Here is a 13,748-nt window from a genome sequence, read left to right on the forward strand (position 1 = left end):
GGTCTAGGCCGATCTTAGCACCAGTGCTGGCTTTATTTGCAGCCGGTACTAGGTATCATGCTCACCTGCCCTTAGCTGGCTTAATGGTCACATCCGCGAGCCTCCCTGTCCCTAGACCCTGGGTCTCCTAAGCGGTCTCCTGAGCGGTTTGATTTGTATAGCGGCCGGAGCCTCGGAGATCCTCGGTCATGAGCTGAGAGGTCTCCTGACCCTCATGACTGGCCGTTTGACTTAGCTGATGGAGTTTGTCATCGGTCGTTTGGGTCATGTCTTTCATGTTATTGCTGGTGGTTTGATCTAACTCGGAAAATTTGCTGCTCGTCACCTCGGTACGGCCGGACCAACCTCTCTCTTGTACCAAAGCCGTCAGCAATTGAGTACGATGTTGCTCTACACTCAGGTCTTCAACCCTGTCAATGTCTTGCCCGTAATCATAGAAAATCCTGGATTTCCTAACAAATTCTATCCCTTTCTTAAACATGATATGCAATTCCTGTTGGTTCTTATCCGCATTATGACGCAGTGATGGTTGACTTAGTGTTTGCATAGGGTCTTGATAGGTTGATTTGTATAGAAACGTAAGAATTCGTTTTAGTTATTCTGCCACTCACGATCATCCAATTCCTGTTGAGTCAGCAAAAGTGTTGCCTCAATCTCTTTTCGCATCGTTTCGGTGACTTCACAGTTACTGTTCAAGCAATCTATTAGAAGTTGATTAGCATCATAGTAGCGGTTTAGCACCTGCTTCTGCTCAGGATTAAACTGCCAGGGGTGGTGAATGTTCCGATATTTCGCAACAGAATCTTTTAGCTGCTCAACCCAGTTCGCGTAGTTATTTTGCCACCAGGTTTCCAGTTGCTCTTGGCTTTGGTGAGAGGCAGGTAGCTGATCCTTAATCTGTTGCAGCGACTTATAGAACCCCGCATCTAAAACGATGACGAGAATGTTGTTAAGGGCTTCACTACAGGCATGGGCGTAGGCAAAATTTTGGCTATGGTCGATCGCAAAATCCCGCAACAAATTTTCCAGAGCCGTATCCAAAAAGATGCCTTGGTCGAGGCTGCTGGCTAAAGCAAACTGGTTCGCACTAGAGGAGTCTTGGGCTAGGGCTAAGTAAAAGGCCCGGGTGGTCGCTAGTTTTGGGTCGGGAAGACTTTTTGATTTCTGGTTGACCCACATCAAAAATTCTTGTAAGTGAGGGTCTTGAGCCACTAAGGCATCCACCTCCTGCTTCATCAACTGCACTAGGGAATCGGCACTGCGTAGCATCCCGGCGGTGAGCAAAAATACCTCATGCCAGTGGGGGTCAGTAATGTGGCTCACTAATCCCCCTAAAGCTTGCTCTAAGGCACTCAGATTATGGGTGGCGACAATCTTGCGCGCGGTTAGATATTCTTGAAAGACCAGATACGAGAACGAAAAAATCCCTCGGGCGCGCTCGATCAAGATTCCGTGCTGGGCTTCGATCGCCTTGAGCATAGCCTCACTTTCAAGCTGAAGTTCCTCAGGTTGTAGAGTCATCTCGGGCAGATTTTGCAGGTAATCTTCGATGTATTGCTCAATGACGCGCTGCTCAAAAAAGTACTGTCCTTTTTCAAAGGTCACGGCGGCTAGTTGACTCAGCAGCCTCATTTTTTGCGGCAGTAAAAACCCCCGATAGGTTTCATCGCGCGTCACCCCTTTGTTTTCATCCCATTTCCCCAGCAGCAGGTCTAACCCCTGCTTATAAAATGCTGTGCGCTTGGTTGGAAACTGCCCTTGACCCTGAAACAGCCAGCAGGAAAGGTGCAAAAAGAGAGGAGTCACCACCAATTGGCGAAACTGCCAGTTTTCGGGGAGGTCAAGTTTCTCAAGAAAGTCTGCGGTAAAGTCTACGGTTTGCGTCTGTCCTTGGGAGTTGGCGGTTCCGCCGAGGGTCACAAACCACTTTTGGGCAAAGGTGGTAATTTGCTCTGAGCTAAAGGGGGCAATTTCGACATCGGTAAAGCCGTGCAGGGCAAGTTCTTGGGCGGCGGTGCGACAAGAGACCACAAACTGGTTGCGGTGGTATTTATCAGAAAAGCTACGAATCTCTCGGATGGTGGCGCTAATATCTTGGTTGATCACCTCATCCATGCCATCCATCAGCATCAGCACCCGGCCCTCGATGAGCAATCGTTCAAGTTGAGCAGGGTTCGTGAGGCCCGATCGCACCAGGGTTTGGTGAATATAGTTGAACAGGCTAACGTCGTCCTGGCGTTTAGCAGCCTGGGCAAACTCCCTCAGGAGAATAAAAATGGGGACTTTTTCGGGAGCAAACTCGCCCTGGTTACATTGCACGGCGAGGTGTTGCAAAAAGGTAGTCTTGCCAATTCCGGGTTTGCCCAAAACCCTTAGCTTGCTGTAGTTCTTGACCGCTTCGACTCCGGGGATCTGAGGCTGGTCAATCATCCCGAGGCCCATCCGGTTAAAATCGGCGGGGTCAAGATTATTGAGGGCAGACACGTCAAGACATTGCTGGTTGGCAACGGCTTCTAGAATATTGACATCTACATAAATGTCATCAATGTTGACCGGATGCCGCACGTCGAGCAGTTGCAGAATGCCGCAGCGGTGCTGAATGGTATCGTGGTGCTGCGATCGCACTTGAGCAACGAGTTCATCAAGGGTCAGTGCCACAGTTTCCCCAGGCTCAAGAAACTCAGCCGGCGGGTTCTTGGCAATCTCACGCCAGTCCAAATCCAGCACCTGGCAGATTTCCATAAACACCTGGCGGTCTACCGGTTGCCCCGTGAAAAATCTCCAGATTGGCTGACGGGTTTTGAGATTGACTTCCCCGGCCAAATTTTCTTGAGTCCATCCTTTGAGCGCAAAGGCACGCTTAGCCTGCTGAATACCCCCAGGTGAGGCTTTGAGCGATCGCTTAGCCATAGTCTAAAAAATCTCTTTTAAATTTAAAACAAATCAAACAAATCAAACAAATCAAACAAATCAAACAAAAATATTTGAGGACGCTGGTTGACTAACGATGTCAAATGGCAGTTGGCTAGAATCCATGCCTACAAAGACATTAGGGTCGCTATACCTGAAGGGTGTCAACCTGCGATCGAGATATCTCTTATGGAAACTCTACGCTATAAACTTCATACTAGCGCCTTTTTTAGATCGTGTTTGATTTCTCTCTTAAAAGTTGGCTCGGCCCTACCCCGACTGGGTTCCCCTTGAGCGAACACGAGCTGTACCCCGACATTGTTCTTTTTTCTTTCTCCATGAAAATCCTGATCCTCTCCCTCCTGCTCACCTTCCTCCCCATCTCCATCGCCGCCGAATGGCTGCATTGGGATGCTACCGTCATTTTTCTAACCGCCGCCGTGGCCATCATCCCCCTAGCCGCCTGGATGGGAACCGCCACCGAAGAACTCGCCGTCATCGTCGGTCCCACCGTCGGCGGACTCCTCAACGCCACCTTCGGCAACGCCACGGAACTGATTATCGCCCTGATTGCCCTGCGGGCCGGCTTAATCGAAGTCGTCAAAGCCAGCATTACCGGCTCAATTCTCAGTAACCTGTTGCTGGTGATGGGATTTTCCATGTTTTTAGGGGGACTTCGCTACAAATCCCAAAACTTTGAATCGGTGATGGCTCGCCTTAACGCCTCGGTGATGAACCTGGCCACCGTCGCTATCCTGGTTCCCACCGCCGTCGTCGCCACCTCCCAAGGTATCCCCGAACTGACGATTCAGAAACTCTCTAGCATCGTGGCGGTGATTCTCATCATCGTTTATGGCTTAACGCTGCTGTTTTCCATGAAAACCCACGCCTATCTCTGCGATGTCGGAGAAGCGGAAAATGAATTAGAGTCTGGAGACGTTGCAGAGTCTCCCAATCCCTGGTTTTGGTCTGGGGTGTTGCTTCTATGCACCCTGGCCGTAGCCTATGAGTCGGAGTTATTAGTCGGGTCCTTGGAATTGGCCACAGAAACTCTCGGCTTCACCCCCCTATTTACTGGGGTCATCCTGGTTCCCATTATTGGTAACGCCGCTGAACACGCCACAGCGGTCACCGTCGCCATGAAAAACAAGATGGATTTATCCATGGCTGTGGCCATGGGATCAAGTTTACAAATTGCTCTGTTTGTTGCCCCAGTGCTGGTGTTGGCCGGCTGGGTATTCGATCAACCTATGGATTTGAACTTCAATCCCTTTGAGTTGGTGGCCGTGGTGGTGGCGGTGGTCTTGGCCAACTCCGTTAGTTCTGATGGTCGTTCCGATTGGCTCGAAGGGGTGTTGTTATTGGCGACCTATCTGGTGGTGAGTGTGGCCTTTTTCTATCATCCCGTTTGAATGTCCCTTCGATGGGGCGACGGACGGTTAACCGTCCCCGGCCTGAGCTCCCCAGGGCGATCGCCTGGTTAAGATAGAGTCAGCGCAATCATTAAGATTTATTACGTTATGCTCGTCTCATCCTCTCGATTGGAGGGTTTTAAGGAGTTTCTACGGGATAAACTCCTATTTGGCAATGAGCCAACTCCAGAACTCGTTGCCATCCTCCTAGTGTACTTTGTTCAGGGCGTTTTAGGCTTAGCCCGCTTGGCGGTGAGTTTCTTCCTTAAAGATGACCTCGGGCTTAGTCCCGCTGAAACCTCAGCCCTACTGGGGATTGTGGCTCTGCCCTGGATGGTGAAACCCCTGTTTGGCTTCATCTCCGATGGCCTGCCCATTTTTGGCTATCGTCGTCGTCCCTATCTGATTCTCTCAGGCTTGCTGGGGACGCTCTCCTGGCTGCTGCTGGCGACGGTGGTAACCCGGCCCTGGCAGGCGATCGCCGCCATTTCCCTCGGCTCCCTCTCCGTGGCCTTCAGTGATGTCATTGCCGACTCTCTGGTGGTCGAACGAGCGCGTCAAGAGTCTCAAGGTGATGCTGGGTCGTTGCAGTCCATTGCTTGGGCCGCTTCCGCCATTGGCGGCTTAATTACTGCCTATCTCAGTGGTTTCCTCTTAGAAATCTTCAGCAGCCGCAGTATTTTCCTGATTACCGCTAGCTTTCCCCTGATTGTCTCGGGGGTCGCCTGGTTGATTTCAGAACAGCCGACGGGCAATCGCGAAGCGTGCGGGAACCGCAATCGCCCCGACTTCAGCGGTGTAACCCAGCAAATTCAGCAACTCAAAGCCGCCATTTCCCAAAAATCTATCTGGCTACCGACGGCCTTTCTCTTTCTCTGGCAAGCCACCCCCACAGCGGACTCGGCCTTTTTCTACTTCACCACCAACGAATTGGGATTCCAACCGGAATTTTTAGGACGAGTGCGTCTCGTCACCAGTCTCGCCTCTCTGGTGGGAATTTGGCTGTTTCAGCGTTTCTTTAAAGCCGTTCCCTTCCGCAAGATTTTTCTCTGGACCACCATTCTCTCGGCGGTGTTGGGGATGAGTGCCTTACTCCTAGTGACTCATGCTAACCGGGCGATCGGTATTGATGACCATTGGTTCAGCCTCGGCGATAGTCTCATCCTAACAGTGATGGGCCAACTTGCCTTTATGCCGGTTCTCGTCTTAGCGGCCCGTCTCTGTCCCAGTGGCGTGGAAGCGACCTTATTTGCCGTATTGATGTCCGTGTCGAACATTGCTGGGATGGTCTCCTATGAATTGGGTGCGGTGCTGATGCACTGGCTCAATATCACCGAATCCAACTTTGAGAATCTCTGGCTGTTGGTGATGCTAACTAATCTCAGCACCTTGTTACCTCTACCCTTCATCCACTGGCTACCGGGAGATAGTGCCTCTGGAGGTGGTGGTGAGAGCCACCATCCCGAAGCATCTGAACCATCATTGCCTGGATCTGAGGCGATCGAGGGATTAAAGGCTTGACCCACGCTGAGGCTCGATTGTTGACATCCTCTCGACGCCAATCAAAGATTATGCGTGGAGATTCCCTGGGTCGCCCCAAAGATTTCGGGCTTCAACAGGTGCCCGCTAGACTGGGTGACCCCAGCCCCCGCCGCATCCCCTCCACAGGCCATTTCAACCACCCCTTGCCCACGGGCAGCGATGACTTGAGCTGCTGCCACATCACGGGGTTTGATGGACCCGCAGTTGTGGCAATGATGGATTCGGGTTGAAAGGTCTTTGCGAACCTCTGCCCCGCAATCCGGACACTCTTGAGACGTGCCTCGCGCATCAACTTGGCCGTAATACACATCACGTTTGAAGCCTACCCACGGCAAGATTTGATGGGTCAACTGCCCATTCCCCGCGTCTAGCGTGTGCTTGCCCAACATTCCCTTAGCCATGATGCGTTCGTCCAAATCTTCCACAAAAATCATCCCAGCGCTCTGACAGAGATGATGGACCAGCTTAAACTGCCAGTCTTTTCGTGTGTCGGCAATGCGTTGATGGACTCAAGAAATTTTCTTCTGGAGCTTCAGCCAGTTAGCCGACCCCTTCTGCTTGTTCTTTCGCCTAAAGGCCGGGGGAGAACGTCAAGGGAACTTTTTGATCGCCGTCAACGACTTGTTATCATGTCCAAAGTTTTGGGGCTGTGGCTCAGATGGATAGAGCAAGCGCCTCCTAAGCGCTAGGTCGCGGGTTCGAATCCCGCCAGTCCCGTTGGTTAATGGAATCTAAGAATCGGCAACCGAACAGCGGCTCGATGGGCAGGGGATTGCTATACACTGGAAATTTCTCCCCTGTACGGTAATCGGCTTATGGTTCGCACCTTTGATCTGATTGTTTTCGGTGATGAAGTTCCCGGTGTGTTGGCGTTAGTGACAGCGGCTCGTGAGTTCCGTCAGCGGACGGGGGATTGGCCGCGATCGCTGCTGATGCTCAAAGGACCGGCCACCGGACTCATTGGCGGACATTTAGTGCGCGGGGGTCTCTCCTATCTCGATCGCAGTGGGATTCCGGCCGATGTACGTCGCCGTCATGGATTAGGCACATTCGGAGATCCAGCGTCCATTTATCAAGAATTCCTCAACCGCGCCCAGGTCCAGTTTATCGCCCTCGATCCGTTGCGGGCCAATGCCGCGCTACGAGCCATGTTGGGGGAGGTCGGCGCCTTAATGACCGGACAGGCTGAGATCGCTGAGGTGTTGAAAACGCGATCGCGCATCAGTGGTCTACGGCTAACACGCGGCGAAACGTTTTTGGCCGAACAGTTCATTGATGCAACAGTCAATGCTGAACTGGCCCAAGCCGCCGGAGTCAAAAAATTACAAGGGTTTGCGACCTTCGGACTCCCTGAGGCTGAACTTCCGGTAACCCTGTGCTTTGAAACCGAGGGGGTGAGCGTGGCCAAAGTCCGGGAGGTGGAAGCTTACTATTTACGCCATCTGCTCGATCCCCAGAGTTCGATGGGACGACAATTATTGAAACTGGCCTCTGGGGGAGATCCCGGCATCGCTAAGTTTTTAGAGAACTCCCTCACCAATGCTCAGGGACAGCCCTTAAAACTCTATAGCGATCGCGATTTTATTGATGTGCGATCGCGTGCCCTCAGTATCGGCTACCATGCTCGCCGCAACAAAGCCTTTTCTCTCAAAAACAGTGGCTTTCTCCTCGACAATGGCAATGTGGCGATTTTGCCGGGGAATCGTCTCTCCTGGAACTCTCTGTTGTGGTTTGTCACCGGTTCTGAAGCCGAGGCCTTGGCCCGCAACACGGCCCGTCCGACGGAGGCCATGTTAGGGGAATTTGAACAGGTGCGACGTTGGTTTATGGAGAGTTTTGGCGCCTCGGAGGTGCGCCCCGCCGAAGAACTCTATATTCGTCATGCGGGGAATATCGCAGGGGCAGTCAGTCCCCTCAGTGGGGCGAAAATGCTTGACGGTGGGGTGGACGCTGCCGAGGCCTTGGGGACGTTTGGCTATCACTTCGATGTGCGCGGCGGTATTGAGGGATTAGGCCAGAAAGCACGGGCCAAGGGCTATGAGAGTGTGAGTGTTCATGCCAAACCGGTGTTTAATGTCGGGATTCATCATGCTCAAGTTAAGTCGGTTCCCAATTTGGCGGTGGTGAGTCCAGCGTCTGATTTTCCGGGTTATGCGTCCTCGGCTGGACGGATTGTTGAATATAATGCCGGAGTGGCTCAGGGGTTGGGGATTGCGGCGGCTGTGGCGTTGCAGGAGGGACGGCAACTCTCGGAAATTGCTAACTCGGAGGTGCGTCAGGTGTTGGCCCAACGAGGTCAACTTTCTAAGGTTTATGGGATTCCTCAACCCGAGGCGGCTCAATATCTTAAGGAGTTTGAAACGGCGTTAGCCCCGGAGGAAGCGGCTCCACCTCCTCCGAGGGAGTTACAGGATATTGCTGGCCATTGGGCGGAGGTGTTTATTGAGGATTTGTTTGAACGGGACATTATTTCCGGGGTGGGAAATCGCCGCTTTTTGCCGGATGCGCCGCTGACGCGGGCCAGTTTTGCGGCGATTTTAGCTAAGGCCTTTGACCGGTCCGCGGTCCGTGAGCCTCGGGTGTTTTTAGATGTCTCGGCGGGATTTTGGGGCTATCAGGCGATTCGGAAGGCGAACCAGATGGGGTTTATGGCGGGGTTTCCTAATGGGAGTTTTCGTCCTGAGGAACCGGTGACGCGCAGCCAGGCCTGGGTGGCGATTGTTACTGGGTTGGAGTTGGCCCCTGAGGCGCAAATGGAGGTTCTGTCGTTTTATGGCGATCGCAAGCAGATTCCGAGTTATGCTCAAACGGCGATCGCTCAAGCTACGGTGGCGGAATTGGTGGCCAATTACCCCAATCGTCGCCGCTTACGACCTCAAGCGTCCATGACGCGGGCGGAAGTGGCGGTGACGGTGTATCAGGCTTTGGTGCGGTTGGGTAAGGTTCCGCCGATTGAGTCGCCCTATGTGATTACGGCCGATACCCTGGCGGCGCCGCCGTTTACGGATTTAGATGGTCATTGGACGGCCCCGTTTGTCTCGGTGTTGACGGCCAAGGGATTGGTGAATGGCTATCCTGATGGAAGTTTTCGCCCTGATGCGCCTTTGTCGCGGGCGGCGTTGGCGACGTTGTTGGCGACGGCGTTTAATCCGCCGCCGCTGCGGGAGGCGATCGCCTTCCGGGATGTCTCGCCGGGTTTTTGGGCGGCTAAGGCGATTCAACAGGTGGCTCGCGGCGGGTTTATGTCGGGGGTGGGGGGCGATCGTTTTGCGCCTCAGTTAAATGTGCAGCGACTCTCGATTTGGTTGGCGTTGGTGAATGGCCAGAATTTGGGGGAGGCGGATGTGACGAGGTTAGAGCGATTTCGCGATCATCAAGAGATTGCAACGGCGGCGAAACCAGCGGTGGCTATGGCTCTTGAGCGCGGTTTGCTGGTGAATTATCCTGATGGCGATCGTCTCAACCCAAATCGGGATGCGACTCGTGGTGAGGTGGCCGTAATTCTCTATCAGGCGTTGCTCGATGCGGGATTATGGGACCTCGAGGCGATCGAGTCGCCCTACCTGATTGAGTAACTGAGTCACCCTAAGTAAGCAATTGTTAATGAAGGGGGATGTGGGACTGGGGTTTTCTAAAATTAACGCTTTAATGGAGATAGTGATTCTCCCGAAGCTATGGATACCCATTCAAATCAAGCCAACACACCGCGAGAGGCGGTCGAGAAGAAGAGTATGGATGAGATGCTTCTGACCCTGGACCATTTGTTTGAGCGGGAAGAAGCAACAGCCAAAATTGTGTTAGCGGCGCTCTATGATATGGGAGCGGAAAACATCTACTACCGCCAACTCCGCAGCCGCATACTTCGGGGTGCATTTCGACCGGTTACAAAAGTCTCTAAGCCTATTTTTCTGTTTTTTGGCCTGCGTTGGTTTAAGGCAAATTGTCCGTTCTTGATTGCCGATTGGCTTCGCTCGTTAGTGGAGTTTGAGAAGCAAAAGCAGTCTGAAAACGCGGAAGTCACCCAAGTTGCACCGAGTTCTCGACAGCGTGATGAGCAACCTCAGAAAAAGTTGGTCGTTGTTGAACGAGGAAATCAGGAAGTTGAGCGGTTATCTGGCCAGGTGCAGTTACTCACTAGCACCCTCTTAATTACGGTTGCTGTGATGGGAGGAATGTTAGCCTGGCTCGGCTATGAGTTGCATCTGACGCGGGCAAATTTGCATCAGGACCCCCCGGTTACTCAAACTCGGAGTGAGCGTTTTCAGGACTAATGAGGTTAGGAATTTAAGAAGTTTAAGAGGTTTTTTAGAGTTACACCTCCTAGGAAAACATAATCAATCCAGATGGCTTGATGAAGAATGACAATTGCCCAGAAGGTGATTTGATAGGACTGTTTGATGGATTTATGGCGCAGCCGTCGCTGAGCGATGAAACCGCCCAACCATCCCCCGGCTAGCTCACTCAGATGTAAGGTGTTTTCGGGGATTCTCCACTGCTTCTGTTGAGCGCGGGATTTATCCTCGGCATAGAGTTTAAAGGTTACTAGACTCATGAGAGGATAGACCAGAAATGGGGCAAAGATTCCGCTGCTGTTTAGGAGTTCAATGCTGCCTAGGATGGGAACGATTGAGAGGAGTGCAACCTCAAGCCAAGGAATGGGACGACGCTTGCTTTTATAGGGTCTTTTTTTTGATGGGGATGAGGGTATTTTTTTCTGAACGTTGACTCCGACAATTGAGGCATGACAGGCTCGAATTTTGCCTTTTTTATGAGTAATTGAATATTGGATGTTATCCCCAACTTGGGGACGACGTTTCGAGTCTTTTAGGGCGGAGATATGGATAAAGATTTGCGGCTGACGGGAGTTGACTTGGATGAATCCAAATCCTCTCTCATCATTCCATTTGATAAGTTTGCCGATTTGCCGCTTGGACGTCAAGAGTTTACCTCAACTGTGATTTAGATAGTTTTGTCTAGTTATAATACCTTGTTAACAGGACGGCAAGATATCGGGGGACTCGCCGTGATTTAGGCTTGTCCCAGTCAGCAGATACCACAATCTTGATGGACATCAGGGTCTTGTCAGGGGTTCGGTGTTGATCTCCGATCGCCCCTGAAACGGACCATCGGCGATCGCCCCGACAACTCGAAGACTCAAACACCCCAACTAACTCAGTTTATGGCCGCAATTGCCACAGAAGCGATCGCCCGCTTGAACCGGAGAGCCACATTGACTACAAAATCGCCGCTGGGAACCCGTATTTTGTGGCGATGACCCCATTGTCATCTTCATGTTCCCCATGCGCATTTCCATGGGATTGTTGTTCATCTCCATATTGCCCATTTTCATGGGTTTCATGGGTTGCATCGGCTGCATGGGTTCCATGGGTTGCATGGGTTCCATGGGTTGCATCGGTTCCATCGGTTCTTGTGACGAGCCGGGAACCTCGGAGACTTCTTGTAGGGGGATGGTGCTAGCCTCAGAGAGGCTAGCCTCAGAGAGTTTAGAACTTTGTCCTTGAATCTGAATCCAGCGATCGCCGCCTTGGGCCTGAACTTTCAGGGCGATACCGCCAGGAGTACGATAGATCTCCGGGGGAGCCGTCCAAGCTCCCGTTTCAAAGCGACTACTCGACTGTTGCTGTTGTCCGACACTCCCGCTGGCTGTGGTGACGATGGTTTGGCTACCGGAATTGTCTAAATAGACCGTTTGGTTGTGGCCCAGGTCGCATTGATAAGCCATAGCTGCTCCTTGATGTGCTGTATCTGGGGAAAATCTCGTTTACACGAACCCACCCTCAGTTTAACGTTGCCAGGGGAAGGCTTAGGAGCGACTTTGTGTAACACCATGTAACGATTTTGCCGCCCCCCTCTAGGCAAAATCCCAAAACCCGGTATAACTTAATATAGCTATCTGGCGATTATCTGGAGAGACCTATGACAACGACTGTTCCCCAGCCTCAACTCGACGAACTCAAACCCGGCGTGAAGGTTCCCGCCAAGGAAACCATCCTCACCCCTCGCTTCTACGTGACGGACTTTGATAAAGTCGCGGCGATGGATTTGTCTCTGCAAGAGGAAGAAATCGACGCCATGATTGGGGAGATGCAAGCCGACTACAATCGCTATCACTTCGTGCGCGATGAAGAGTTTGAGCAATCCTGGGAGCATATCGACGAACAGACGCGCCTAGCGTTTGTGGACTTCCTGGAACGGTCTTGTACCTCTGAATTTTCAGGATTTCTGCTGTTTAAGGAACTCTCCCGCAAACTCAAGGGTCGCAATCCTCGCTTAGCGGAGATTTTCGCCTTGATGGCCCGAGATGAAGCGCGTCACGCCGGATTTTTGAACAAGGCGATGAGTGACTTCAACATTCGCCTCGATTTGGGCTATTTGACCCGCAATCGCAGCTATACCTTCTTTAAACCCGAGTGGATTATCTACGCGGTCTATCTCTCTGAGAAAATCGGCTACTGGCGTTATATTACGATTTTCCGCCATCTGGAGAAAAATCCCGATCGCCAGTTCTATCCTCTCTTCAAACGCTTTGAGAGCTGGTGTCAGGATGAAAATCGCCACGGAGATATCTTTAAGGCTCTGTTGCGATCGCAGCCAAAAATGTGGAAATCTTGGCAAGGTCGGCTCTGGTCTCGCTTCTTCCTGTTGACGGTGTTTGCGACTCACTCTCTGACAGTATTAGAGCGGGCTGATTTTTACCGTTCCCTGGGTTTAGATCCCTATGAGTTCGACAAAACCGTCGTCCGCAACACCAACGCCAGTGCAGCACGAGCCTTCCCCGAGGTTTTGGATGTGGAGCGTCCGGAGTTTTTCGAGCGGATGTATCGCTGTGCTGAACGCCATGAACAGTTAGCGGCGATTTCGGCCAGCAATGACTCTAAGTTGGCGAAATTCCTGAAAAAAGCGCCGCTGCTGTTGGGGACGATGGTGGATTTAACCCGCTTGTATTTCATGCGTCCCATTGATGCGGAAGCCTTACGAGGTGAGGTGTACTAGAGCAATAAACAGGGGGTAGGGGTAATGTATGGGTTGCTCCTACCCCGAACTACCCCATGATGGCGGGAAGGCTAATTCCAAATAGCAGCAAGAGATTGGCAGACCAAAACGCCAAGAGAATCCAGATTAAGGTTAAGATGAGACGGCGATGAGGCAGATGGTGTCGCCGTTGTAGCTGTTGATGAGCCTGCCAGAGTTGTCCGGTGCGCCACAAGGTATAGAGTATGCCAATGAGGACAACTAGGCTAGGAAAGTAGAGGTTTGTGACGACTTGTTCCGTGACGAGTTGGGCTAGGATAACCAGGAAGTAATAAGCGAGGATGGCTCGGAGTTGGCGATCGCGCCAGCCCCCAATGAGTCCCACCAGGGGGAGTAGGACTCCCATCAGTCCAGCCAACTGTAGCCAGATGCGAATCAGGGATCTGTCCTGGCTACTGTAGTTCAAGGTGGTTGTGAGAGGTAAGGCCCCGATTTGGATCAGTTGAGCCGCCAGGAGTATCAATCCTGTTGCGAGAATGATAGCGGCGATCGTGGTTTTGCGCTGAAGCAGATTCATAACCCATCATCGATACAAATACAGGACAGACAATTACCGAATAGAGACCCCTGGCGAGAGGTGTTATTTCCTATCAAGAAAACGTCAACTCCTCATCTCGAACATCGGTAATAAACATATAACCAGGCGCATGAGTAATCGCCAACTGTAGCGTCACCCCTCCCAGAACTCAGACATTGCCCAACAATTCTTCGGCTATACTATCGGGGGTCAGGCAGCCAAGCCCAAGACCTGAGCCAACAGGAGCGAGCGAATCCCCTCAGCACAGTGAATAAGTGGTCGGGCGTCAGACATATATTGAGTTAAGACCGTTC

General features: G+C 52.0%; 10 protein-coding genes, 1 tRNA gene and 1 pseudogene. 6 read left to right on the forward strand and 6 right to left on the reverse strand.

Annotated elements, in window-relative coordinates:
• Window positions 1-127: 127 nt before the first annotated feature.
• Complete coding sequence (locus tag R6U67_RS12995) at window positions 128-547, reverse strand: hypothetical protein (RefSeq protein WP_410252945.1); 420 nt, start codon at window positions 545-547, stop codon at window positions 128-130.
• 44 nt (window positions 548-591) lie between these two features.
• Window positions 592-2,910, reverse strand: a complete 2,319-nt coding sequence (locus tag R6U67_RS13000) for an NACHT domain-containing protein (RefSeq protein WP_410252946.1) — start codon at window positions 2,908-2,910, stop codon at window positions 592-594.
• A 338-nt stretch (window positions 2,911-3,248) separates the two neighbouring features.
• Between R6U67_RS13000 and cax the strand changes: the two genes are divergently transcribed.
• Together cax and R6U67_RS13010 are read left to right on the forward strand one after the other, a co-directional pair.
• Entirely contained in the window at window positions 3,249-4,322 is a 1,074-nt protein-coding gene (gene cax / locus R6U67_RS13005; protein WP_170188787.1) for a calcium/proton exchanger, read from the forward strand.
• Between the two features lie 108 nt (window positions 4,323-4,430).
• Window positions 4,431-5,843, forward strand: coding sequence for a folate/biopterin family MFS transporter (locus R6U67_RS13010; RefSeq protein ID WP_410252947.1), 1,413 nt, complete (start codon window positions 4,431-4,433; stop codon window positions 5,841-5,843).
• Window positions 5,844-5,884: 41 nt separating this feature from the next.
• Here R6U67_RS13010 and R6U67_RS13015 read toward each other — a convergent pair.
• Window positions 5,885-6,436: pseudogene (locus R6U67_RS13015) on the reverse strand (RNA-guided endonuclease InsQ/TnpB family protein); the annotation flags it as partial.
• 71 nt (window positions 6,437-6,507) lie between these two features.
• Between R6U67_RS13015 and R6U67_RS13020 the strand changes: the two are divergent.
• From R6U67_RS13020 to R6U67_RS13030, 3 genes are all read left to right on the forward strand, one after another.
• A tRNA-Arg gene (locus R6U67_RS13020) sits at window positions 6,508-6,581 on the forward strand.
• A gap of 98 nt (window positions 6,582-6,679) precedes the next feature.
• Complete coding sequence (locus tag R6U67_RS13025) at window positions 6,680-9,439, forward strand: S-layer homology domain-containing protein (RefSeq protein ID WP_410252948.1); 2,760 nt, start codon at window positions 6,680-6,682, stop codon at window positions 9,437-9,439.
• 99 nt (window positions 9,440-9,538) lie between these two features.
• On the forward strand, window positions 9,539-10,135 hold the full coding sequence (locus R6U67_RS13030; RefSeq protein WP_410252949.1) for a hypothetical protein: 597 nt from the start codon (window positions 9,539-9,541) through the stop codon (window positions 10,133-10,135).
• A 5-nt stretch (window positions 10,136-10,140) separates the two neighbouring features.
• Here R6U67_RS13030 and R6U67_RS13035 read toward each other — a convergent pair whose 3' ends face one another.
• Together R6U67_RS13035 and R6U67_RS13040 are read right to left on the reverse strand one after the other, a co-directional pair.
• A complete protein-coding gene (locus R6U67_RS13035) occupies window positions 10,141-10,803 on the reverse strand; it encodes a DUF1294 domain-containing protein (protein ID WP_410252950.1) in 663 nt (220 codons plus the stop codon).
• Between the two features lie 228 nt (window positions 10,804-11,031).
• Window positions 11,032-11,607 carry a zinc-ribbon domain-containing protein gene (locus R6U67_RS13040; protein WP_410252951.1) on the reverse strand — a complete coding sequence of 192 codons (576 nt, stop codon included), beginning with the start codon at window positions 11,605-11,607 and terminating at the stop codon, window positions 11,032-11,034.
• A gap of 194 nt (window positions 11,608-11,801) precedes the next feature.
• Between R6U67_RS13040 and acsF the strand changes: the two genes are divergently transcribed.
• The gene (gene acsF / locus R6U67_RS13045; protein ID WP_410252952.1) at window positions 11,802-12,878 is read left to right on the forward strand and encodes a magnesium-protoporphyrin IX monomethyl ester (oxidative) cyclase; all 1,077 of its coding nucleotides are present in this window, start codon (window positions 11,802-11,804) and stop codon (window positions 12,876-12,878) included.
• 49 nt (window positions 12,879-12,927) lie between these two features.
• On the opposite strand, the gene R6U67_RS13050 is transcribed toward acsF, so the two are convergent.
• A complete protein-coding gene (locus tag R6U67_RS13050) occupies window positions 12,928-13,434 on the reverse strand; it encodes a hypothetical protein (protein ID WP_410252953.1) in 507 nt (168 codons plus the stop codon).
• Between the last annotated feature and the right edge of the window lie 314 nt (window positions 13,435-13,748).

It is taken from the genome of Sodalinema sp., from assembly GCF_046483825.1.
GTDB lineage: Bacteria > Cyanobacteriota > Cyanobacteriia > Cyanobacteriales > Geitlerinemataceae > Sodalinema.

What these genes read in the sequence shown, in the direction of transcription:
- acsF (WP_410252952.1), top strand. Translation starts at nt 11,802, where the DNA reads ATGACAACGACTGTTCCCCAGCCTCAACTCGACGAACTCAAACCCGGC.
- R6U67_RS12995 (WP_410252945.1), bottom strand. Translation starts at nt 547, where the DNA reads ATGCAAACACTAAGTCAACCATCACTGCGTCATAATGCGGATAAGAAC.
- R6U67_RS13050 (WP_410252953.1), bottom strand. Translation starts at nt 13,434, where the DNA reads ATGAATCTGCTTCAGCGCAAAACCACGATCGCCGCTATCATTCTCGCA.
- R6U67_RS13030 (WP_410252949.1), top strand. Translation starts at nt 9,539, where the DNA reads ATGGATACCCATTCAAATCAAGCCAACACACCGCGAGAGGCGGTCGAG.
- R6U67_RS13000 (WP_410252946.1), bottom strand. Translation starts at nt 2,910, where the DNA reads ATGGCTAAGCGATCGCTCAAAGCCTCACCTGGGGGTATTCAGCAGGCT.
- cax (WP_170188787.1), top strand. Translation starts at nt 3,249, where the DNA reads ATGAAAATCCTGATCCTCTCCCTCCTGCTCACCTTCCTCCCCATCTCC.
- R6U67_RS13025 (WP_410252948.1), top strand. Translation starts at nt 6,680, where the DNA reads ATGGTTCGCACCTTTGATCTGATTGTTTTCGGTGATGAAGTTCCCGGT.
- R6U67_RS13040 (WP_410252951.1), bottom strand. Translation starts at nt 11,607, where the DNA reads ATGGCTTATCAATGCGACCTGGGCCACAACCAAACGGTCTATTTAGAC.
- R6U67_RS13010 (WP_410252947.1), top strand. Translation starts at nt 4,431, where the DNA reads ATGCTCGTCTCATCCTCTCGATTGGAGGGTTTTAAGGAGTTTCTACGG.